General features: G+C 48.2%; 21 protein-coding genes. All 21 read left to right on the top strand.

Going from position 1 to position 23965, the window contains the following annotated elements; translation table 11 throughout:
• Position 1: 1 nt before the first annotated feature.
• Entirely contained in the window at positions 2–490 is a 489-nt protein-coding gene (gene wcaB / locus SK34_RS03065) for a colanic acid biosynthesis acetyltransferase WcaB (RefSeq protein WP_048232341.1), read from the top strand.
• Positions 487–1704: a colanic acid biosynthesis glycosyltransferase WcaC gene (gene wcaC, locus SK34_RS03060; RefSeq protein WP_003844325.1), complete on the top strand. Its 1218-nt coding sequence runs from the start codon at positions 487–489 to the stop codon at positions 1702–1704. Before wcaB ends, wcaC begins: the two co-directional genes overlap by 4 nt.
• Positions 1679–2896 carry a colanic acid polymerase WcaD gene (gene wcaD / locus SK34_RS03055; protein ID WP_048232340.1) on the top strand — a complete coding sequence of 406 codons (1218 nt, stop codon included), beginning with the start codon at positions 1679–1681 and terminating at the stop codon, positions 2894–2896. Before wcaC ends, wcaD begins: the two co-directional genes overlap by 26 nt.
• 5 nt (positions 2897–2901) lie before the next feature.
• A complete protein-coding gene (gene wcaE / locus SK34_RS03050; protein ID WP_048232338.1) occupies positions 2902–3648 on the top strand; it encodes a colanic acid biosynthesis glycosyltransferase WcaE in 747 nt (248 codons plus the stop codon).
• Positions 3649–3657: 9 nt separating this feature from the next.
• Positions 3658–4212 carry a colanic acid biosynthesis acetyltransferase WcaF gene (gene wcaF / locus SK34_RS03045; RefSeq protein ID WP_003036750.1) on the top strand — a complete coding sequence of 185 codons (555 nt, stop codon included), beginning with the start codon at positions 3658–3660 and terminating at the stop codon, positions 4210–4212.
• A 24-nt stretch (positions 4213–4236) separates the two neighbouring features.
• Positions 4237–5358, top strand: coding sequence for a GDP-mannose 4,6-dehydratase (gene gmd / locus SK34_RS03040; protein WP_003036748.1), 1122 nt, complete (start codon positions 4237–4239; stop codon positions 5356–5358).
• A gap of 2 nt (positions 5359–5360) precedes the next feature.
• Positions 5361–6326, top strand: a complete 966-nt coding sequence (gene fcl, locus SK34_RS03035) for a GDP-L-fucose synthase (protein WP_003841801.1) — start codon at positions 5361–5363, stop codon at positions 6324–6326.
• 2 nt (positions 6327–6328) lie between these two features.
• A complete protein-coding gene (locus SK34_RS03030) occupies positions 6329–6808 on the top strand; it encodes a GDP-mannose mannosyl hydrolase (protein WP_048232336.1) in 480 nt (159 codons plus the stop codon).
• Complete coding sequence (gene wcaI, locus SK34_RS03025; protein ID WP_003844321.1) at positions 6805–8028, top strand: colanic acid biosynthesis fucosyltransferase WcaI; 1224 nt, start codon at positions 6805–6807, stop codon at positions 8026–8028. Before SK34_RS03030 ends, wcaI begins: the two co-directional genes overlap by 4 nt.
• 2 nt (positions 8029–8030) lie before the next feature.
• The gene (gene cpsB, locus SK34_RS03020; protein ID WP_003841806.1) at positions 8031–9467 is read left to right on the top strand and encodes a mannose-1-phosphate guanyltransferase; all 1437 of its coding nucleotides are present in this window, start codon (positions 8031–8033) and stop codon (positions 9465–9467) included.
• 135 nt (positions 9468–9602) lie between these two features.
• Positions 9603–10973 carry a colanic acid biosynthesis phosphomannomutase CpsG gene (gene cpsG, locus SK34_RS03015; protein WP_048232334.1) on the top strand — a complete coding sequence of 457 codons (1371 nt, stop codon included), beginning with the start codon at positions 9603–9605 and terminating at the stop codon, positions 10971–10973.
• A 54-nt stretch (positions 10974–11027) separates the two neighbouring features.
• The gene (gene wcaJ, locus SK34_RS03010) at positions 11028–12422 is read left to right on the top strand and encodes an undecaprenyl-phosphate glucose phosphotransferase (protein WP_048232331.1); all 1395 of its coding nucleotides are present in this window, start codon (positions 11028–11030) and stop codon (positions 12420–12422) included.
• A 1-nt stretch (position 12423) separates the two neighbouring features.
• Positions 12424–13902, top strand: coding sequence for a colanic acid undecaprenyl disphosphate flippase WzxC (gene wzxC / locus SK34_RS03005; RefSeq protein WP_048232329.1), 1479 nt, complete (start codon positions 12424–12426; stop codon positions 13900–13902).
• A 23-nt stretch (positions 13903–13925) separates the two neighbouring features.
• Positions 13926–15206 carry a colanic acid biosynthesis pyruvyl transferase WcaK gene (wcaK, locus tag SK34_RS03000; protein ID WP_048232327.1) on the top strand — a complete coding sequence of 427 codons (1281 nt, stop codon included), beginning with the start codon at positions 13926–13928 and terminating at the stop codon, positions 15204–15206.
• Positions 15203–16423, top strand: coding sequence for a colanic acid biosynthesis glycosyltransferase WcaL (gene wcaL, locus SK34_RS02995; RefSeq protein WP_048232325.1), 1221 nt, complete (start codon positions 15203–15205; stop codon positions 16421–16423). The genes wcaK and wcaL overlap by 4 nt, the downstream gene beginning before the upstream one ends.
• Before the next feature lie 11 nt (positions 16424–16434).
• Entirely contained in the window at positions 16435–17829 is a 1395-nt protein-coding gene (gene wcaM / locus SK34_RS02990) for a colanic acid biosynthesis protein WcaM (protein ID WP_048232323.1), read from the top strand.
• A gap of 148 nt (positions 17830–17977) precedes the next feature.
• Positions 17978–18973, top strand: coding sequence for an SDR family oxidoreductase (locus SK34_RS02985; protein ID WP_048232321.1), 996 nt, complete (start codon positions 17978–17980; stop codon positions 18971–18973).
• A gap of 236 nt (positions 18974–19209) precedes the next feature.
• A complete protein-coding gene (gene galF / locus SK34_RS02980; protein ID WP_048232319.1) occupies positions 19210–20103 on the top strand; it encodes a UTP--glucose-1-phosphate uridylyltransferase GalF in 894 nt (297 codons plus the stop codon).
• A 363-nt stretch (positions 20104–20466) separates the two neighbouring features.
• Positions 20467–21483: a glycosyltransferase gene (locus SK34_RS02975; protein WP_048232318.1), complete on the top strand. Its 1017-nt coding sequence runs from the start codon at positions 20467–20469 to the stop codon at positions 21481–21483.
• A 174-nt stretch (positions 21484–21657) separates the two neighbouring features.
• A complete protein-coding gene (locus SK34_RS02970) occupies positions 21658–22914 on the top strand; it encodes a lipopolysaccharide biosynthesis protein (protein ID WP_048232316.1) in 1257 nt (418 codons plus the stop codon).
• Between the two features lie 11 nt (positions 22915–22925).
• A complete protein-coding gene (locus tag SK34_RS02965; RefSeq protein ID WP_048232314.1) occupies positions 22926–23951 on the top strand; it encodes an EpsG family protein in 1026 nt (341 codons plus the stop codon).
• Positions 23952–23965 lie beyond the last annotated feature (14 nt).

The following is a 23965-nucleotide window of genomic DNA, read 5'->3' as shown; positions in this document are numbered from 1 at the left end:
TATGCTGGAAGATTTACGCGTGAACGGCTGGAGTCTGCGCCCCTGCTGCATGGTGGTGGCCTATCGGATTGCCCATTTTTGCTCCGTCTGGCGTAAAAAAAACATCTTAAACAACCTGTGGGCCGCACCGGTACTGGTGATGTACCGCCTTATCACCGAATGCCTGTTTGGCTATGAAATTCAGGCAGCTGCATCAATCGGTCGTCGTTTCACCATCCATCATGGCTATGGGGTGGTTATCAATAAACACGTGGTTGTGGGGGATGATTTTACCCTACGTCACGGCGTCACCATCGGCAATCTTGGCACCAACGATTTGTCCTGCCCGGTAATCGGTAACAGCGTTGAGCTGGGGGCCAACGTCACTCTGCTTGGCGACGTTGCTATTGGCGATAACGTGACGATTGGTGCCGGGAGCGTCGTGGTGGATAGCGTTCCGGACAATGCGCAGGTTGTGGGCGAGAAGGCACGGGTGAAGGTAATAAAATGAAGATATTACAATTTAATGTGCGACTCGCAGAAGGTGGGGCGGCAGGCGTGGCGTTAGATTTGCATCTGAGGTCGCTGGAAAAAGGACTGTCGTCGCGTTTTGTCTATGGCTATGGCAAAGGCGGTAAAAAAAGCGCCAGCCATGCGAAATACCCGCAGGTTATCAAATATACGCCGCGCCTGACGTCGGCGGCGAACATTGCGCTGTTTCGTTTCGCGAACCGCGACATGTTCGGCAATCTCGACAAGCTATATCGTACGGTTACCCGCACTAACGGCCCGCTGGTACTGCATTTTCATGTGTTGCACAGCTACTGGTTGAACCTGGAAGAGGTAGTCTCCTTTTGCCAAAAAGTGAAAGCGCATAAACCGGATATCACCTTCGTCTGGACGCTGCACGATCACTGGAGTGTGACCGGGCGCTGTGCCTTTACCGATGGCTGCGAAGGCTGGAAAACTGGCTGTCTGCAATGCCCAACGCTTAGCAACTATCCGCCGGTAAAAATCGATAAAGCACATCAGCAGTTACCCGGTAAGCGGCAGATGTTTCGTGCGATGCTGGCGCTGGGTTGCCAGTTTATCTCGCCCAGTCAGCATGTGGCCGACGCATTCAACAGCCTGTATGGCGCGGGACGCTGCCGCATTATCAATAATGGCATTGATGTGGCAACTGAAACCATTCTTGCCGAACTACCCGCGATGCCTGAGGAGAGCGGTCGGCCGAAAATTGCCGTGGTGGCTCATGACCTGCGCTATGACGGCAAAACCAGTCAGCAACTGGTGCGAGCGATTACCGCGCTCGGAGACAAAATTGAGTTGCATACCTTCGGCAAATTTTCGCCATTTGCGGGAGATAACGTCATCAATCACGGTTTTGAGAGCGATAAGCGCACGTTGATGAGTGCGCTTAATCAGATGGATGGACTGGTGTTCAGCTCCCGTGTCGATAACTACCCGCTGATTCTGTGCGAAGCGCTGTCCATCGGCGTACCGGTAATAGCCACGCACAGCGATGCCGCGCAGGAAGTGCTGGCTAAATCAGGCGGAAAAACGTTCAGCGAAGCTGAAGTGTTGCAACTGGTGCAACTGAAAAAATCAGACATTGCGCAGGCGGTTTTTGACACGTCGCTTGCCGCATTTAGCCAGCGCAGCCGGTTGGCATACAGTGGACAACAGATGCTGGAGGAATATGTCTCGTTCTATCAGAATCTGTAGCTATCTGGTGCTACCGCTGCTTTATCTGCTGGTTAACGTCAAACTTGCTCAGCTTGGCGAGAGCTTCCCGATAACCCTCGTCACATTCTTACCTGTTCTGCTGTTGCTGTTTGTTGAACGCATCAATATCAAAAAGCTAATGATAGCGCTGGGTTTGGGGGGGGGGCTGACGGTATTTAACTATTTGTTTGGTCAGTCACTGGATGCCAGCAAGTATGTAACGTCCGCTATGCTGTTTATCTACACCGTGGTGATCATTGGCATGGTATGGAGTATTCGCTTCAAAACCATTTCGCCGCATAACTACATTAAAATCTTGCGCTTTTTCTGGCTGGTCGTGGGACTGGTGGTGGGGTTAGCTGCAGCTGAAATGGCACAGATAATTCTCAGCGGCGGCAGCAGTTTAATGGAAGTTATTTCGAAATATCTTATTTACAGTAACAGCTATGTTCTGAACTTTATTAAGTTTGGTGGGAAACGAACCACCGCGCTCTATTTCGAACCGGCATTCTTCGCTCTGGCGTTAATCTCAATTTGGCTCAGTATCAAACAGTTTGGTATCAAAACACCTAAGTCCGATGCTATGATTCTGGTAGGGATAATATTATCGGGATCGTTTTCAGGAGTAATGACGTTTATTTTGTTTTACCTCCTGGAATGGGCGTTTCAGTACCTAAATAAGGATGCGATAAAAAAGAAGCTACCTCTGGCGATAATCTCATTGAGCGTGTTTTTAGTTGGTGTGATATTTGCTTTTCCGTACATCGCAACGCGGCTTGGTGATTTAGGAACTGAAGGTTCGTCATCGTATTATCGTATCGTAGGACCATTAGTGATGGTCGGTTATTCATTACTGAACGTTGATGGCGTAGTGAGATTTGGCTCACTTTATGAATACGTCGCGTCATTCGGAATTTTTAACGGTGCAGATGTCGGTAAAACAATAGACAATGGCTTGTATCTGCTGATTATTTATTTTTCATGGTTCGCGGTGATATTAGCCCTATGGTACATGGGGAAGGTCATGAAAATGATGATCAATGCGTTTGGCGATAATCAGAATTATCGGGTTCAGCTTTATCTTTTTACACCATTGTCACTGTTTTTTACAGGTTCAGTATTTAGTCCGGAATACGCATTTTTAATTGTGTGTCCGTTTATTTTGCGCAAGGCGCTGAATATCGCGAGGTAACTCACATGCTGCTCAGTATCATTACCGTCGCCTTTCGCAATCTGGAAGGGATCGTCAAAACTCACGCGTCGCTGGCACATCTGGCGCAAGCGGGTGATATCAGTTTTGAGTGGATTGTTGTTGATGGCGGCTCCTCGGATGGTACGTCGGCGTTTCTTGAAGGACTCAGTGGGGAGCACCGGTTACGGTTTGTCAGCGAGCCGGATAACGGCATCTATGATGCGATGAACAAAGGCATCGCCATGGCGCGCGGGCGGTTTGCACTGTTCCTCAACTCCGGGGATATTCTGCACGCGAATGCGGCTTGTTTTATCCGCCAGCTAAAAATGCAGAGTGACCAAACTATGGTCATTGGCGATGCGTTGCTGGATTTCGGCAATGGCAACAAAATTAAGCGTCGGGCAAAACCGGGTTGGTATATTTATCACAGCCTGCCCGCCAGCCATCAGGCAATATTTTTTCCGCTCTCGGGACTGAATGTCTGGCATTATGATTTGCAATATAAAATATCGTCAGATTACGCGTTGGCAGCCAAATTATACAAGTCCGGTTACGCTTTTAAAAAGCTGCGCGGGTTGGTGTCGGAATTTTCTATGGGCGGAGTGTCAACGACGAATAATCTGGAATTGTGCCGGGATGCCAAAAAAGTACAGCGCCAGATATTACACATGCCAGGTTTTTGGACCGGTTTGTCAGAATGTTTACGTCTGCGCACAACCGATAAAACAAAAACCTTATATGGAAAAACGTAAGGGCACAGTATGCAAGACTTAAGCGGATTTAAAGTGCCTGGAGGTTTTCGCGGCGGCGGCGCTATTAAAGTGCAATTATGGTGGGCGGTGCAAGCAACATTATTTCGCTGGTCTCCACAGGTCATGTATCGCTGGCGTGCTTTTTTATTACGGATGTTTGGCGCAAAAATAGGAAAAAACGTAGTCATTCGGCCTTCAGTAAAAATTACTTATCCGTGGAAACTAACTCTGGGAGATTATGCCTGGGTGGGTGATGACGCGGTTTTATATACGTTAGGTGATATTACGATTGGGGCACACGCAGTTATTTCGCAAAAAAGTTATTTATGCACCGGGAGTCATGATTATGCCAGCCAACATTTTGATATTAACGCCACACCGATAGTGGTTGGCGATAAATGCTGGCTGGCGACAGATGTCTTTGTCGCGCCTGGCGTGACGATTGGCGATGGCACCGTCGTCGGGGCACGAAGCAGCGTATTTAAATCGCTGCCAGCAAATGTCATTTGTCGGGGAAATCCCGCAGTAGTCACGCGCGAACGCGTCGAGAAAGTTACTCCCTGAGGGGATCACTGAAGAGGTTATAACATGTCAAAAGTCGCTCTCATTACTGGCGTAACCGGGCAGGATGGTTCTTACCTGGCAGAACTCCTGCTGGAAAAAGGGTACGAAGTACACGGTATTAAGCGTCGCGCTTCATCATTCAACACCGAACGTGTGGACCACATCTACCAGGATCCGCATTCAGGCAATCCCAAATTTCATCTGCACTATGGCGATTTGACGGACTCCTCCAATCTGACCCGTATTTTACAGGAAGTCCAACCGGATGAAGTCTATAACCTGGGTGCCATGAGCCACGTTGCGGTGTCGTTTGATTCACCGGAATACACCGCAGACGTTGATGCGATCGGCACCTTGCGCTTGCTGGAGGCGATCCGCTTCCTTGGTCTGGAAAAAAAGACCCGTTTTTATCAGGCGTCCACCTCTGAGCTGTACGGTCTGGTTCAGGAAATCCCGCAGAAAGAGAGCACGCCGTTCTATCCGCGTTCACCGTATGCCGTTGCTAAGCTGTATGCCTACTGGATAACCGTCAACTACCGTGAGTCTTACGGGATGTATGCCTGTAACGGCATTCTGTTTAACCACGAGTCTCCGCGCCGCGGCGAAACCTTTGTCACTCGCAAAATTACCCGGGCGATCGCCAACATCGCTCAGGGGCTGGAGTCTTGCCTGTACCTGGGCAACATGGATTCACTGCGCGACTGGGGGCATGCCAAAGATTACGTCAGGATGCAGTGGATGATGCTGCAGCAGGATAAGCCAGAAGATTTCGTGATTGCCACCGGCGTGCAGTATTCCGTGCGCCAGTTTGTAGAAATGGCGGCAGCTCAACTGGGGATTAAATTGCGCTTTGAAGGTGAGGGCGTGAATGAAAAAGGCATCGTGGTTTCCGTGACCGGACATGATGCGCCGGGCGTGAAGCCAGGCGATGTCATGATTGCCGTTGACCCGCGCTACTTCCGTCCGGCTGAGGTGGAAACGCTGCTGGGCGATCCGGCCAAAGCACATGAAAAACTGGGCTGGAAACCGGAAATCACGCTGCGCCAGATGATCTCGGAAATGGTTGCTAACGATCTTGATGCGGCGAAGAAACATTCCCTGCTCAAGTCGCACGGTTACGAGGTTGCCATCGCGCTGGAGTACTGAGGATGAAGACACAACGTATTTTTGTGGCGGGCCATCGCGGGATGGTGGGGTCCGCCATCGTCAGACAATTGTCGCAGCGAAATAATGTGGAGCTGGTGCTGCGTACCCGCGACCAGCTTAATCTGCTGGACGCCAGTGCGGTGCAGGCGTTTTTTGCCGCTGAACGTATTGACCAGGTTTATCTGGCGGCGGCAAAAGTAGGAGGGATTGTGGCAAACAATACTTATCCTGCTGATTTTATTTATGAAAACATGATGATTGAGAGCAACATTATTCATGCTGCACATCTGCATAACGTGAATAAACTGTTGTTTCTCGGGTCATCCTGTATTTATCCCAAGCAAGCTACCCAGCCAATCGCCGAGAGTGAACTGTTGCAGGGGACACTTGAACCGACCAATGAGCCGTATGCGATTGCCAAAATTGCCGGTATCAAGCTGTGTGAATCGTATAACCGACAGTATGGCCGTGATTATCGCTCGGTGATGCCGACCAATCTGTATGGGCCGCATGACAACTTTCATCCGAGTAATTCGCATGTGATCCCGGCGCTGCTGCGCCGCTTTCATGAAGCTCGCGGGCAAAATGCGCCGGATGTGGTGGTATGGGGCAGCGGGACGCCAATGCGTGAATTTCTGCATGTCGACGATATGGCGGCGGCCAGTATCCACGTGATGGAGTTGGCTCAGGAAGTGTTGCAGGAATATACCCAGCCTATGCTGTCGCATATCAACGTGGGTACCGGCGTGGACTGCACCATCCGTGAACTGGCGCAGACTATTGCGGAGGTCGTGGGTTACAAGGGGCGCGTGGTGTTTGACGCCAGCAAACCGGACGGCACGCCGCGCAAATTGCTTGACGTTACGCGTCTGCATCAGTTGGGCTGGTATCACGAGATATCTCTGCAAGCGGGACTTGCCAGTACATATCAGTGGTTTCTTGAAAACCAGCAGCGTTACCGGGGGTAAGCATGTTTTTACGTCATGAGGATTTTTCCACCGTTGTACGTTCAACTCCGCTGATTTCCATCGATTTGATCGTGGAAAACGCCCACGGTGAATTTCTGCTTGGCAAGCGCCTCAATCGTCCTGCGCAGGGGTACTGGTTTGTGCCCGGCGGTCGGGTGCAAAAAGATGAACCGTTGCACGCGGCCTTTGAGCGGCTTACTGAAGCTGAGCTGGGGTTACGTTTACTGCTGTCCGCTGCGCAGTTTTACGGTGTCTGGCAGCACTTCTATGACGACAACTTTTCCGGGGAAGATTTCTCAACGCATTACATCGTGCTGGGATTTCGTCTGCGGGTGTCGGAAAACGACCTGCAACTGCCTGACCTTCAACATGACGCGTACCGCTGGCTGGCAATTGAAGAGATTCTGGCCACTGACCGCGTGCACGACAACAGCCGGGCTTACTTCTGTGAGAAGAGTCAGGCCGGAGCACCCGGGCTATGAAGATCCTTGTGTATGGCATCAACTATTCGCCGGAGTTGACCGGTATCGGTAAATACACCGGTGAAATGGTGGCGTGGATGGCGCAACAGGGGCATGACGTACGGGTGATCACTGCGCCGCCTTATTATCCGCAGTGGAAAGTCAACGGTCGCTATTCATCCTGGCGCTACCGTCGTGAAGAGGGCGATGCCATCGTCTGGCGTTGCCCGCTGTATGTGCCTGAGCAGCCCTCCACGCTCAAGCGTCTACTGCATTTAGGCAGTTTCGCCCTGAGCAGTTTCTTCCCGCTGCTGGCGCAGCGCCGCTGGAAGCCGGATCGCATCATTGGGGTAGTACCGACGCTGTTTTGTACGCCGGGAATGCGCCTGCTGGCGAAGCTGTCCGGGGCGCGCACGCTGCTGCATATTCAGGATTACGAAGTTGATGCCATGTTGGGACTTGGCATGGCGGGCAAAGGCAAGCGCGGTATGGTGGCAAAACTGGCCAGCGCTTTTGAGCGCAGTGGGCTGTTGAATATGGATCATATTTCGACCATTTCTCGCTCAATGATGAATAAAGCACAGGAAAAGGGCGTTGATGCACAGAAGGTTATTTTCTTTCCGAACTGGTCAGAAGTAGCGCGTTTTCGCGATGTGGACGCCGCCGATGCTCTGGCGTTGCGCCAGCAGCTGGGCTTGCCTGATGGAAAAAAAATCATTCTCTACTCTGGCAATATTGGTGAAAAGCAAGGACTGGAGAGTGTAATCGACGCAGCGGCCCTGTTGAGCGAGCGGCCCTGGCTGTTTGTGATTGTCGGGCAGGGCGGGGGTAAAGCGCGGCTGGAGAACATGACCAGCGAACGCGGCCTGAACAATGTGATGTTCTTTCCGCTGCAATCTTATGACGCGCTGCCTGCACTGCTCAAAATGGCGGACTGTCATCTGGTGGTACAAAAGCGCGGTGCGGCGGATGCCGTACTGCCCTCCAAACTGACCAATATCCTCGCCGTTGGTGGTAACGCTGTGATTACCGCCGAGCCGGAAACCGAGCTGGGGCAGCTCTGTAACATTGTTCCAGGCATCGCTGTATGCGTGGAGCCGGAATCGGTAAATGCGCTGGTTTGCGGTATCCAACAAGCGTTGAGGATGCCAAAAGTCAATACGGTGGCACGTGACTATGCCGAACGCACGCTGGATAAAGATAACGTGCTTAGCCAATTTATTGCTGATATTCGGGGTTAATGATGAGTCAAAGCAAACTCTTTCCGGTAGTGATGGCCGGTGGCTCGGGTAGCCGTTTATGGCCTCTGTCCCGCGTATTGTATCCAAAGCAGTTCCTGTGCCTGAAAGGTGATCTCACCATGCTGCAGACAACGATCTGTCGTCTGAATGGCGTGGAGTGTGAAAGCCCGGTGGTTATCTGTAATGAACAACACCGTTTCATCGTCGCGGAACAGCTACGGCAACTGCACAAGCTGACTGAGAACATTATTCTCGAACCCGCCGGACGTAACACGGCACCGGCGATAGCGCTGGCCGCACTGGCGGCAAAACGTCAAAGCCCGGAGGAAGATCCGCTGCTGCTGGTATTGGCGGCCGATCACATGATTGCCGACGAAGAGGCATTTCGCGAGGCGGTTCGCAATGCTATGCCCTATGCCAGTGCGGGTAAGCTGGTGACGTTTGGTATCGTGCCGGACCAGCCGGAAACGGGCTATGGCTATATCCGCCGTGGCGTGGTTTCGCCAACGAATACCGACGCCGTGGCGTTCGAAGTGGCGCAGTTTGTTGAAAAACCCAATCTGGAAACCGCGCAGGCTTATGTGGCGAACGGCGATTACTACTGGAACAGCGGCATGTTCTTGTTCCGCGCCGGACGTTACCTGGAAGAACTGGAAAAGTACCGCCCCGACATTCTTGAGGCTTGTGTGAATGCCATGAGTACGGTCGACCCCGATCTCGATTTTATCCGCGTTGATGAACAGGCGTTTCTCGCCTGTCCGGAAGAGTCTGTGGACTATGCGGTAATGGAACGTACGGCCGATGCGGTGGTAATGCCCATGAACGCAGGCTGGAGCGATGTTGGCTCCTGGTCATCGCTGTGGGAAATCAGCGCCCATACTGCTGAAGGCAATGTGCATCATGGCGACGTCATTAGCCACAAAACGGAGAACAGCTACGTGTATGCCGAATCTGGCCTGGTGACGACCGTCGGGGTGAAGGATCTGGTGGTGGTGCAGACCAAAGATGCGGTGCTGATAGCCGATCGCAACGCGGTGCAGGACGTCAAAAAAGTGGTGGAGCAAATTAAAGCTGACGGACGACATGAACACCATATTCACCGTGAAGTTTACCGTCCGTGGGGCAAGTACGACTCCATTGATGCCGGAGACCGTTACCAGGTGAAGCGAATTACCGTTAAACCCGGTGAAGGATTGTCCGTGCAGATGCATCATCACCGGGCTGAACACTGGGTGGTGGTGGCCGGTACCGCGAAAGTGACGATCAATGATGACATCAAACTGCTCGCTGAAAACGAGTCTGTCTATATTCCGCTTGGGGCGACCCATTGTCTGGAGAATCCCGGGAAAATCCCGCTCGATCTGATTGAAGTGCGCTCCGGATCTTACCTCGATGAGGATGATGTGGTGCGGTTTGCGGACAGATACGGGCGCGCCTGATGCAGGATGCGCCGCGCTTATCCGGCCTACAACACCGTAGGCCCGGTAAGCGAAGCGCGCCAGGAAATGCATTTAACACTCATTAAAAGGCTCATTAAGAGTCAGGGCCTCCTGTTGCCTGAAGAAGGGTAAATCATGACGAAATTAACCTGTTTCAAAGCCTACGATATTCGCGGCAGGCTGGGCGAAGAGCTGAATGAAGATATCGCGTGGCGTATTGGCCGCGCTTACGGCGAGTTCCTGAAGCCAAAAACGATTGTCCTCGGCGGTGATGTGCGCCTGACCAGCAAGACGCTAAAGCTGGCGCTGGCGAAAGGACTTCAGGATGCGGGGGTGGATGTGCTGGATATTGGCATGTCGGGTACCGAAGAGATTTATTTTGCCACCTTCCACCTGGGTATTGACGGCGGTATTGAAGTGACCGCCAGCCATAATCCGATGGATTACAACGGCATGAAGCTGGTGCGGGAAGGGGCACGGCCCATCAGCGGTGATACCGGTCTGCGCGACGTACAGCGCCTGGCGGAAGCCAACGACTTCCCGGCGGTTGATGAGACAAAACGTGGCCGCTACCAGCGTATTACTACCCGTGATGCCTACATTGACCACCTGCTGGGTTACATCAATCCCGCCAAACTGAAACCGATGAAGCTGGTGCTCAATTCCGGCAACGGCGCGGCAGGTCCGGTGGTTGACGCCATTGAAGCCCGTTTTAAAACATTGGGCGTGCCGGTCGAGTTCATCAAAATCCACAATACGCCGGATGGCAACTTCCCCAACGGTATTCCCAATCCTCTGCTGCCGGAATGCCGGGCTGACACGCGCAACGCGGTGATTGAACACGGCGCCGATATGGGGATTGCCTTCGACGGTGATTTTGACCGCTGCTTCCTGTTCGATGAAAAAGGTCAGTTCATTGAGGGCTACTACATTGTCGGCCTGCTGGCGGAGGCGTTTCTGGAGAAGAATCCGGGGGCGAAGATTATCCACGACCCGCGTCTGTCCTGGAACACAGTGGACGTGGTGACGGCGGCAGGCGGTAAACCGGTGATGTCAAAAACCGGACACGCGTTTATCAAAGAGCGGATGCGCCACGAAGATGCCGTCTACGGCGGTGAGATGAGTGCGCATCACTATTTCCGTGACTTTGCCTATTGTGACAGCGGCATGATCCCGTGGCTGCTGGTGGCGGAGCTGCTGTGTCTGAAAGGGCAGTCGCTGGGCGAACTGGTCCGCGACCGGATGGTGGCCTACCCGGCGAGTGGTGAAATAAACAGCACGCTGGCAGAGCCGGCTGCAGCGATTGCGCGCGTGGAGCAGCATTTTTCCCGTGAGGCGCTGACGGTGGACAGAACGGACGGTATCAGCATGTCGTTTGTCGACTGGCGCTTCAATTTACGCTCTTCCAATACCGAACCGGTGGTGCGCCTGAACGTGGAATCGCGCGGAGATATTCCGTTGATGGAAGCGCGAACGCGCACTCTTCTGGCGTTACTGAATCAGTAATGCTGGTGCTTCCTTTGCCCGATTCTGGGCAAAGGGTGACTAACAGGAACCACGATGACACATCTAAAGAAGCGCGAGCGCGCCAAAACCAATGCGTCGTTAATTTCGATGGTGCAACGCTTTTCAGATATCACCATCATGTTTGGCGGGTTGTGGGTAATCTGCGAATTAAGCGGTTTGCCTTTCCTGTACATGCACCTGCTGGTGGCGCTGATCACTCTGGTCGTTTTTCAGATGCTCGGTGGCATAACGGATTTTTATCGCTCCTGGCGTGGTGTCAAAATTACCACTGAGCTGGTGCTGTTGCTGCAAAACTGGACGCTAAGCCTGATTTTTTGCGCAGGTCTGATCGCCTTTAATAATGATTTTGATAACCGTCTCGCCGTCTGGCTGGCGTGGTATCTGCTATCCAGCGTTGGCCTGGTGTTGAGTCGTTCGTTTATTCGCTACGGCGCGGGATGGCTGCGTAATCGCGGTTACAACACTCGCCGGGTGGCAGTGGCAGGGGACCTGCCAGCTGGACAAATGCTACTGGACAGTTTTCGCCATGAACCGTGGCTGGGGCTTGAAGTAGCAGGTATCTATCACGACCCTATCCCTGGAAAAAACTCCCGCGACTGGGCCGGTAATCTGCAACAACTGGTGGATGACGCCAAAGCCTCACGCATTCATAACGTTTATATCGCCATGTCGATGAGCGATGGTGCCAGCGTCAAAAAATTAGTGCGCGAGCTGGCCGATACCACCTGTTCAGTGATCCTTATTCCTGATGTCTTTACCTTCAACATTCTGCATTCACGGATTGAAGAGATGAACGGCATTCCGGTGGTGCCGCTGTATGACACGCCACTCTCGGGAATTAATCGTCTGTTGAAGCGCGCGGAAGATATCGTGCTGGCTTCACTGATCCTGCTACTTATTTCCCCGGTGCTGTGTGGCATAGCACTACTGGTAAAACTGACCTCCAAAGGACCGGTGATTTTCCGCCAGACTCGCTATGGCATGGATGGGAAGCCGATCAAAGTCTGGAAGTTTCGCTCAATGAAAGTGATGGAAAACGATGCGGTGGTGACGCAGGCCACGCAAAACGATCCGCGCGTTACTCCTGTGGGGAATTTCCTGCGTCGGACGTCGCTTGATGAACTGCCGCAGTTTATTAACGTGCTCACCGGGGGGATGTCTATCGTCGGACCACGTCCGCATGCGGTGGCGCATAACGAACAGTACCGCCAACTGATTGAGGGATACATGTTACGCCATAAGGTGAAACCGGGTATTACCGGCTGGGCGCAAATCAACGGCTGGCGCGGTGAAACCGATACGCTGGAAAAAATGGAGAAACGTGTGGAGTTTGACCTCGAATACATTCGCGAGTGGAGCGTGTGGTTCGATATCAAAATTGTTTTTCTGACGATATTCAAAGGCTTTGTTAACAAAGCGGCGTATTAACATGAGCTTACGAGAAAAAACGCTTAATGGTGCAAAGTGGTCGGCGATTGCCACGGTGATCATTATTGGCCTCGGACTTATTCAGATGACTGTCCTGGCGCGAATTATTGATAACCACCAGTTCGGGTTGTTAACCGTGTCGCTGGTGATCATAGCGCTGGCCGATACGCTGTCGGATTTCGGTATCGCCAACTCAATTATTCAACGCAAAGAGATTGGTTATCTGGAGCTGACAACGCTGTACTGGCTCAACGTTGGGCTGGGGATCGTGGTCTGTGTGGCGATGTTTCTGCTTAGCGAGACGATTGCCAGCGTGCTCAATAATCCCGAACTGGCGCCGCTCATCAAAACCTTATCACTGGCGTTTGTGGTGATACCGCACGGGCAGCAGTTTCGCGCGCTGATGCAAAAAGAGCTGGCCTTCAACAAAATTGGCATGATTGAAACCAGTTCGGTGCTGGCTGGATTTACCTTTACCGTGGTCAGCGCCCATTTCTGGCCGCTCGCGCTGACGGCCATTCTTGGGTATCTGGTGAATAGTACGCTACGTACGCTGCTGTTCGGCTATTTTGGCCGCCGGATTTACCGTCCGGGGCTACATTTTTCGCTGGCATCCGTTTCGTCGAACCTGCGTTTTGGCGCATGGCTGACGGCAGACAGCATCATCAATTACATCAATACCAACCTTTCCACGCTGGTTTTAGCTCGCACGTTGGGAGCTGGCGTGGCGGGCGGATTCAATCTCGCCTGGAACGTGGCGGTTGTCCCGCCGATCAAACTGAACCCGATTATCACCCGCGTGCTGTTTCCGGCGTTTGCCAAAATCCAGGACGACAGCGAAAAACTACGGGTGAATTTTTACAAGCTGCTGTCAGTGGTTGGGATTATCAACTTCCCAGCGCTACTGGGACTGATGGTGGTGTCGAATAACGTGGTGCCGCTGGTATTCGGCGATAAGTGGAACGGCATTATTCCAGTCCTGCAATTGTTGTGCATTGTGGGTTTGCTGCGATCCGTGGGGAATCCAATAGGATCGCTCTTGATGGCGAAAGCCCGGGTCGATATCAGCTTCAAATTCAATGTTTTCAAAACCTTTTTGTTTATTCCTGCCATTTTCATTGGCGGTCATCTGGCGGGGGCGATTGGCGTGACGCTGGGCTTTTTGCTGGTTCAGGTGATTAATACGATCCTCAGCTACTTCGTGATGATCAAACCTGTTCTTGGCTCCAGCTACCGTCAGTACATGCTCAGCCTGTGGCTGCCGTTGTATCTCTCCTTACCAACCCTTGTGGTGAGCTATGCGTTGGGCTTAACCCTGCGTAACCAGGTGCCATTAAGCGCGCTGCTGGGGATCCAGATAGCGGCAGGAGCACTGGTGTTTGCGCTAATGATTGTGCTGTCGCGCCATCCGCTGGTGGTGGAAATAAAACGCCAACTCTGTCGCAGTGAAAAAATGAAAACCTTGCTCCGTGCGGGATAAGAACAACGTTTTAAGAGGTCATAATGAAATTACTAATTTTAGGCAACCATACCTGCGGGAACCGAGGGGATAGCGCGATCCTGCGCGGTTTGCTGGATGCCATTAACGCGTTGCGTCCCGAGACCGAAGTGGATGTGATGAGCCGTTACCCGGTGAGCTCTTCGTGGTTGCTAAACCGCCCGGTGATGGGCGACCCGCTGTATTTGCAGATGAAGCAACACAACAACGCAGCGGGTGTTATGGGGCGCGTGAAGAAAGTGCTGCGTCGTCGCTATCAGCATCAGGTACTGCTCTCGCGTGTTACCGATTCCGGTAATCTGCGCAATATCGCTATCGCCCAGGGCTTTACCGATTTTGTCCGTCTGCTGTCGCGCTATGACGCCATCATCCAGGTCGGCGGATCGTTCTTTGTCGATCTGTATGGCGTGCCGCAGTTTGAACATGCCCTGTGTTCGTTTATGGCGAAAAAACCGCTGTACATGATTGGTCACAGCGTGGGGCCATTCCAGGATGGGCAGTTTAATCAACTGGCGAACTACGTGTTTGGTCACTGTAATGCGTTGATTTTACGTGAATCCGTCAGTCTGGATCTGATGAAGCGCAGCGCAATTACCACGGATAAAGTCGAAACTGGCGTGGATACGGCCTGGCTGGTTGACAACCATCATGAGGATTTTGAGCCAGGTTATGCGGTACAGCACTGGTTAGACATGGCGGCTAAACAGAAGACCGTTGCCATTACATTGCGTGAGCTGGCTCCTTTTGATAAGCGTCTGGGGACAACGCAGCAGGCCTATGAGCAAGCCTTTTCCGGGGTGGTGAACCGCATCCTCGACGAAGGTTACCAGGTGATAGTGCTGTCAACTTGCACCGGTATTGATAGTTACAACAAAGATGACCGCATGGTGGCGTTAAACCTGCGCCAGTATGTTAACGATCCGGCCCGATATCACGTGGTGATGGATGAACTTAACGATCTGGAGATGGGGAAGATTCTGGGCGCATGCGATCTGACGGTGGGGACTCGCTTGCATTCTGCCATCATCTCGATGAATTTTATGACGCCTGCCATCGCCATTAACTACGAGCACAAATCGGCCGGGATCATGCAACAACTGGGGTTACCGGAGATGGCTGTTGATATTCGTCATCTTCTCGATGGCAGTCTCGAAGGGAAGGTTGCCGATACTCTCGGACAGTTACCTGAGCTGCGCATACGTCTCGGCGACGCGGTTATGCGCGAACGCGAACGTGGGGTACGCATGGTGCAGTCGGTTTTAACGCGTATTGAGGGGGAAAAATGAAGATTGGTTTTTTCCTGCTTAAATTTCCGCTCTCCTCCGAGACATTTGTACTCAATCAGATAACCGCATTTATCGATATGGGCTACGACGTGGAGATTGTCGCTTTGCAGAAGGGCGATCTTGAAAATACTCATGCCTCCTTTAATACCTACCGTCTGGGTGAAAAAACGCGCTGGTTGCTGAATGAACCGGAAAGCAAACTGGCGAAACTGAAATATAGGGCAGCGGCGGCTCTGCACGGTATTACCCGCGCAGCGACCTGGAAAGCGCTTAATGTTGCACGCTATGGTGAGGAGGCGCGCAATCTGATTTTGGCAGCTATTTGCGGCGGGAATCCGCGAGCGTTTGAGGCGGATGTTTTTATTGCTCATTTTGGGCCCGCAGGCGTAACGGCCGCCAAGCTGCGTGAGCTTGGGATGATCCGCGGAAAAATCGCCACGGTATTTCATGGGGTTGATGTTTCGCACCGGGGCGTTTTGGCCCGCTATACCCCTGAGTATCAGCAACTGTTTCAACGTGGAGATTTGATGTTACCCATCAGCAATCTCTGGGCCGGACGTTTAAAAAACATGGGATGTCCGCCGCAAAAAATTGCCGTCTCGCGTATGGGCATTGATATGACGCGTTTTACCCCTCGCCAACTAAAAGCACCAGCCGCACCGCTGGAAATAATCTCTGTCGCCCGGTTAACCGAGAAAAAAGGACTGCACCTCGCCATCGAAGCTTGTCGTCAGTTAAAAGAGCAAGGCATCTCATTTCGCTATCGCATTCTGGGGATTGGCCCGTGGGAGCGTCGATTGCGGACGCTGACCGAGCAATATCAGCTTGATGATGTGATTGAGATGCCCGGCTTTAAACCCAGTCATCAGGTAAAGGAGATGCTTGAACAGGCGGATGTATTTTTGCTGCCTTCGATCACCGGAAGAGACGGCGATATGGAAGGGATCCCGGTGGCATTGATGGAGGCGATGGCGGTGGGTATTCCGGTGATTTCCACCGTTCACAGCGGGATCCCGGAGCTGGTCGAGTCGGGTAAATCAGGCTGGCTGGCACCGGAAAACGACGCGCGGGCACTGGCAGAACGTTTAGCGGCATTTAGCCTGCTCGAAAGTAAGCAGGTACAGTCGATTGTGCAGTGTGCGCGCGAAAAAATTGAAAATGAATTTAATCAGTTAGCTATCAATAAACAGTTAGCCAGTCTGCTGCAAACGATGTAAATCGAGGTTGTATGTCAGAGAACAAACTCTCACGCCGTACTTTTCTGACGGCGGGCTCTGCGCTTGTCGTACTGCATACTCCCGTTGTTCGCGCGCTTGAATCATCGGGGAGCGTCAATATTCAGGATTACAACCCACAGGATTGGGTGGCCTCTTTCAGGCAGGCGTTCAAAGAAGGACAAACGGTAGTCGTACCATATGGACTGGAATGTGAGGATCTCAATACCGCTATCGTTATTCCTCCTGGCAAAACGCTCTTCATACAAGGGCGAATAAGTGGCAATGGCCGTGGGCGCTTTATTCTGCAGGATGGATGCAAAGTGGTGGGCGAGCAGGGCGGGAGCCTGAAGAATGTTACCCTGGATGTACGTGGTTCGGACTGTGTAATAAAAGGGATTGCCATGAGCGGTTTCGGTCCGGTGACGCAAATCTATATCGGCGGTAAAACTTCAAGGCTGATGCGTAATCTGATTATTGATGATATTACTGTCACACGCGCTAACTATGGGATTTTGCGTCAGGGTTTTCATAACCGAATGGATGGCGTAAAGATTACAAACTGCCGTTTTAGCGATCTACAGGGAGATGCCATTGAGTGGAATGTGGCTATCAACGACAGCAACATCCTCATTTCTGACCATGTCATTGAACGTATTAACTGTACCAATGGCAATGTGAACTGGGGCATCGGTATCGGGCTGGCGGGCAGTACCTATGACAATAGCTATCCCGATGAACTGGCGGTAAAAAACTTCGTGGTGGCGAACATCACCGGTACCGACTGTCGGCAGTTAGTTCATGTTGAGAACGGCAAACACTTTATCATTCGTAATATTACCGCGCGAAATATCACCCCGGATTTTAGTAAGAAAGCAGGCATTGATAATGCGACGGTTGCTATTTATGGATGTGATAACTTCGTAATTGATAATATCAATATGGAGAACAGCGCAGGTATGCTCATTGGTTATGGCGTCATCAAAGGTCGATATTTATCCATTCCACAAAACTTTAAGCTAAATAATATCCATCTCGATAACACCAAACGTGAATACAAATTACGCGGAATTCAGATCTCCTCTGGTAATGCAACGTCATTCGTGGCCATCACCAACGTGGAGATGAAGTGTGCCACGCTTGAGTTGCATAACCAACCGCAACACCTTTTTTTACGTAACGTCAGGGTGATGCAGCAATCGGGCACGGGGCCCGCACTTAAGATGCACTTCGATCTGCGCCAGGACGTACGCGGTAAGTTTATGGCTAAACAGGACACGCTACTCTCGCTGGCCAGTGTTCATGCAGTAAATGAAGTCGGGCAAAGTTCAGTTGACATTGACCGTATAAACCATCAGGTAGTGAATGTAGAAGCGGTGAATTTTCGACTACCGGGGCAGGGGAGGTAAGCCTGCTATAATCTTACTGGATATCATTGGCTAAAAGATTATAATCACTCAATTACTGTTAAAGCTGGGGCTGGGCAGCATTGACTACTCAGGGAAGACGCTCATCTTTATCATATGTTTCTTGTGTTACGAACAGACAAAGTGATTTATGAACGATAAAGTTTTGCTCATCGGTGCCTCCGGATTCGTGGGGACCAGACTCCTGGAAACGGCTGTAGCGGATTTTGATATTAAGAATCTGGATAAACAGCAAAGTCATTTCTATCCGCAAATCACGCAAATCGGTGATGTTCGCGACCAACAAGTTCTGGATCAGGCGCTGTCAGGCTATGACACAGTCGTGTTGTTAGCGGCTGAACACCGTGATGATGTCAGTCCTACTTCACTCTACTATGATGTGAATGTTCAGGGGACGCGCAATGTATTGGCCGCTATGGAGAAAAATGATGTTAAGAACATCATTTTCACCAGCTCTGTCGCCGTTTATGGTCTGAACAAAACCAACCCCGATGAAAATCATCCTCACGATCCCTTTAACCACTACGGTAAAAGTAAGTGGCAAGCTGAAGAAGTCCTGCGTGAATGGCATGCCAAAGCTCCAAATGAACGCTCGCTGACCATTATCCGCCCGACGGTTATCTTTGGCGAACGCAACCGCGGCAACGTTTATAATCTGCTGAAGCAAATCGCTGGCGGTAAGTTTATGATGGTTGGGGCGGGTACGAATTATAAATCAATGGCTTATGTGGGTAATATTGTTGAGTTTATCAAGTATAAACTGAAGAATGTGACTACTGGTTATGAGGTTTATAATTACGTTGATAAACCTGATCTGAGTATGAATCAACTGGTTACCGAAGTTGAACAGAGCTTAAGTAAAAAAATCCCCTCAGCACACTTACCTTACGCTTTAGGCATGTTAGGCGGTTATTGCTTTGATATTTTGGGCAAAGTGATGGGTAAAAAATATGCTGTTAGCTCTGTGCGCGTGAAGAAGTTCTGTGCCACGACACAGTTTGATGCAACCAAAGTTCATTCATCTGGTTTTGTTGCACCCTACACGCTGTCTCAGGGACTGGATCGCACTTTAAAATACGAATTTTTACATGATAAGAAAGATGACATCACGTTTGTCTCTGAGTGAATTTTGTTTATAGAGTATCAAGGCTCAGTTAACTATGATTCTTCGGAAATGATATAAAAACGACTCTATCTGTACGTTTCCGAGGAATCTGAGTTCACCTCGATGCTGGTGAAGTGTAGTGTTTGCACTCGGTTTACCTTAACCTGGTTATTTCGTGTTAAGGATGGAGCCAGCAATACTGGCTAACGTACGGCTAAAGTCTATACTTTATCAGCCGTTAAGAGGTAGGAGAGAGAATGACTAATTTGAAAGCAGTTATCCCGGTAGCGGGCCTGGGGATGCACATGTTGCCAGCCACAAAGGCAATCCCTAAAGAGATGCTGCCGATCGTAGACAAGCCGATGATTCAATACATTGTCGACGAAATTGTAGCTGCAGGTATCAAAGAAATCGTTCTGGTAACTCATGCGTCTAAGAATGCGGTTGAGAACCATTTCGACACATCTTACGAACTCGAATCATTACTTGAGCAGCGTGTTAAGCGCCAGCTATTGGCTGAGGTGCAGTCTATCTGTCCTCCTGGCGTGACTATTATGAACGTTCGCCAGGCTCAGTTACTGGGTCTGGGTCATTCAATTCTTTGTGCGCGCCCGATTATCGGGGATAACCCGTTTGTCGTCGTATTACCGGACGTCGTGCTGGATACTGCGAGCGCAGATCCACTGCGCTACAATTTGGCTGCGATGGTTGCTCGTTTTAATGAAACCGGGCGTAGTCAGGTGCTGGCAAAACGCATGGAAGGCGATCTTTCCGAGTACTCGGTTATTCAGACTAAAGAGCCTTTAGACAACGAAGGCAAAGTCAGCCGTATCGTTGAATTTATTGAAAAACCTGATCAGCCGCAGACGCTGGATTCCGATTTGATGGCAGTAGGGCGTTATGTGTTGTCTGCTGATATTTGGGCCGATTTAGAGCATACCCAACCTGGTGCATGGGGGCGTATTCAGTTGACGGATGCCATCGCGGAGCTGGCTAAAAAACAGTCTGTTGATGCCATGTTGATGACGGGTGACAGCTACGACTGCGGTAAAAAAATGGGCTACATGCAGGCGTTCGTTAAGTATGGTCTGCGTAACCTGAAAGAAGGTCCGAAGTTTCGTAAGAGTATTGAGAAATTGTTAAGCGAATAGGTCATCAAATATCTGCTTGATAATAAATTGTTAAACAAACGGTAGTGAACACCCTGAATATTAGTCTGGTTGCATATGGGGAGGCGCTGCCGTTTTTGTTTTGTACAATTTACTTAAAAGAGTAAGCTTAGGAAATATTCTTCGGAATGTAGTATTCTTTCTCTGTAGCGCTGTATTTGGTAAGAAAATTATTAAAAGGTTCTGTGTGAGGGCCGAACATCGAAGAGCAATGTGTGAAGTACTCTGGTAGCTTGTGAGCCAGGGGCGGTAGCGTGCAATAAGTTAAATAATTAAAGTCTGCAATAGATTTCAGCCACATACAGATACTATATAATCAACTAACCTTGATATTTAAAATAACACATGAAAAAAATAGCTTTTATTGTTACCAAGTCTGAAATCGGTGGAGCTCAGACTTGGACAAATGAGATGATGAAATTAGTAAAAAATGAAGGTTCTGTTTATTTGATAACCTCAGAGGATGGTTGGTTAACTGAACAAAATAACTTTGAGAAGGTCTTGATTTTACCTCAGCTTAAAAAACATTTCAGTTTCTCTGGATATATTTCCTTACTTAAATTTATAAGAAAGGAAAATATTGACGTTATGATCGCCAGTTCAGCAAATGCTGGTATTTATTCCAGAATGGCAAGGTTAATTTCCAAGTTTAAATGTATCTATGTATCACATGGATGGTCATGTATATACAATGGAGGGATGCTGAAATCTGTCTTTATAAAAATAGAAAAGTATCTATCATACATAACGGATGTTATTTGGTGTGTATCCAGAAGCGATGAAGATAAAGCTATAAGAATTATTGGTATTAACAAATGTAAGATCAAGACATTAACAAATTCAGTAGTGCAGATGAAAGAAAAAGAAGGTAATGATTGTCAGAAGAGAATTATCTTTGTGGGGCGTCTTACTTACCCCAAAAGACCTGATTTGCTTATTAATGTAGTAGCGAAGCATCCAGATATGAAGTTGGATATAGTAGGTGGGGGTGAATACCTAAAGACCCTAAAAGAAACTAACAAAGATATTTCTAATATCAATTTTGTGGGGGAAGTTAAAGGATTTAATAATTATTCTAATTATGACTTGTTTGTTTTGGTATCTGATAGTGAAGGATTACCGATGTCAGGTTTAGAAGCGCATACTGCAGGAATCCCACTTGTCTTAAGTAACGTTGGTGGATGTACTGAGTTAATAGAAGGCAATGGTCTCCTTGTTAACAATACCGAACAAGATGTTGAACGTAGTATCATTAGTATATTTGATAATTATGATGATTATTTACTTAAGTCACGAGAGGTAAAAGGGAAGTTTGTCTTTGACTCATATGCTGATGATTATAAGAAGCTGATATTAAATTAATGTATTCAATCTACTGTCTACTGTATTAATGATTTTCATGTAATATATTGTTGAGTGCTTTTGACAGTTTAATTCTGTTGTGGTTTTATTTAGAACCACATCCTTTAGCTGCTTTTATGAAAACAATACTATTATTAGAATGATTATTATATCCAAATAATAGGTTGCTAGTTTATGCTTAAGCGTATTTTCTTTTCTTCAGATATTTTTAAAAATATCATATGGCTTATTATTGAGAAAATGTACTTCGTTATTCTTGTTTTTCTTAGTGAGGCAATGATAAGCCGAAGTCTTGGTGTTACAGATTATGGTAAATGGGTTTACTCAGTAAATTGGGTTGTGGTTGTATCATCCGTAGCTCTTGTTGCTGGTAGTGAAGTTCTAATTCCAGCATTGAGCCGTCATAAAAAGATAGTCAATGAGCTTATTAGTGCTGCTTTTCTCATAAGGATGATAGGAGCCTTATTGGCTTTCATCTTTATATGGACATATGCTGTGTTTTTCGTTACAGACGAAGAAATAAAACGAATATTATATTGTTTGTCATTTGTTCTCCTGTTAAATGAACCATTTGGTGTCGTTACCAATTATTTACAATCGATTATAAAAATAAAAAGAGCAGTAATTTGTCGTTGTGTAGCTTTGGCTATCCGTGTGTTCTGTGTGATGCTCGCATTTCACACAGCGAATAATTACTATATATATTTCTCTCGAAGTGCCGAAACATTGGCCCTCGCTGTATTTTTAGGTGGCCTTTTTTTATTTTCAAAGCTAAAAATAACCCTCAATGCAACAGTGTTAAAAATAGTATTCTTCAGAGGCATTAAGCTATGGGTGCCTTTGGTAACTATGATGATTTATCTTAGGGTTGATCGTTTTTTTATCGAACATTATTTAACTTATGATTATCTTGCAATATATGGCGTATCTGTGCAGTTTTTGGAGCAGGCTTTTTTACTTTTAAGCATAATTGTCCAGTCTGTAGCTCCGAGATATTTATTTGCGACAGTCGATCGTATGACATTACAGCTTAATGTGAAAAAGTGTATATGGACAGTTGTTGCTGTTTCAACAGTAATTCAATTAGGCTGTTTATTAATCTTGAGTAAACTAATATTGCTGATCTTTGGTATGAAGTTTCAAATGTCAGGACAGATGGCGTTGATGTTACTACCAGCTATTACTTTCTATGGCATTGATTTAGTACTGATGCAAATCATGTATAGGTTTAGAGAAAACGGATTTATACTCTTCAAATGGACTTTTATGATGATTTTATCATGTACCTCGTATTATATTTGGCTTGGTCTTATGGGCCAGAAAAGTGTCTATCTCATTTATAATTTAAACTATTTAGTTATGGTTTTATTGACTTCTATTTATTATCTTGTTTTGATGAGAAGATCAAGTAAAGGTCATAAAAAGGAATAATGGTTGATTAAATGATTGTTAATGCTATATTTATACTGGTCGTTTTTTTTTCACTTCTGGAACTATTCTGTAGTAGAAAAAACTTCTTTATATTTTTAATTCCACTAGTCGCTATGGTCATCTTTGTTGGTATTAGAAGCGTTGGCGGAACTGATTACGATGTGTATAAGTTGTATTTTGAATCGATACCTGATGCTATATACTCTTATGGACTTGGCTATTTTGGATTAAACTATGTTGTTAAATTGTTCTGTGATGACTTTAATCTTTTAATTGCTGTTTCTGGTATGTCTGCAGTACTCATGCAAGGTTGGTATTTTTATAAAAACTCGAATAAACCAACTTTATGCTTGATGATGTTTTATGCAGTTAGTTTTATCTGGCTCGATATGGTTTTGATTAGACAGTCGATAGCTGCAGGTTTGCTATTGATTGCAGCAGATTTTTTCTTTAGAAGGAAAAATCTGCTGGCTCTTATATTTTTAACTTTTGCCACTATGTTTCACGAGGTTACAGTTGTAATAGCAATCGCTGGTGTTATTTTATATAAAACAAACTCAAGGCATTATATTAAAATTCTACTAGTTAGTGTAGTTTCATTATGGTGGATAAAGATAATTGTCGTTTATCTGAATCAAACCATTCTTCATAATGGTAATATTGAAGCATATTTGAGTGAGCCACCTTTTATTAGCGGTTCTTTACTAATCGATTTTTTGTTTGCTTGTTTTATATATTTCCTTTCAACAAATCAAAGAACGTTAATACATGAAAAAGAAAAGAAAATCTATCAGGTAATAATGGTTCTTGGAGTTGGTATTTTACTTGTTTCATACTTGCTGCCTGTTATGGCAAGGTTAAGCGAATATATTAAATTCTTTTATATACTAATGACCGTCAGTTATATATCAAGACAAGAAAAGATAGCAAATAAAGTGCTTTTGTTCGTTGCATTATTTATCTACTGTGCTGTTAGATTGAATGTCTTCTTAACTCATTTCGACGGTGGGTTTATCTATAGTACCTATATGGTTTAGATAGATAATAATTT

Source organism: Citrobacter sp. MGH104, assembly GCF_001034485.1.
In the GTDB taxonomy this organism is placed as follows: domain Bacteria; phylum Pseudomonadota; class Gammaproteobacteria; order Enterobacterales; family Enterobacteriaceae; genus Citrobacter; species Citrobacter freundii.
This window is presented reverse-complemented; position numbering and strand designations above follow the sequence as displayed.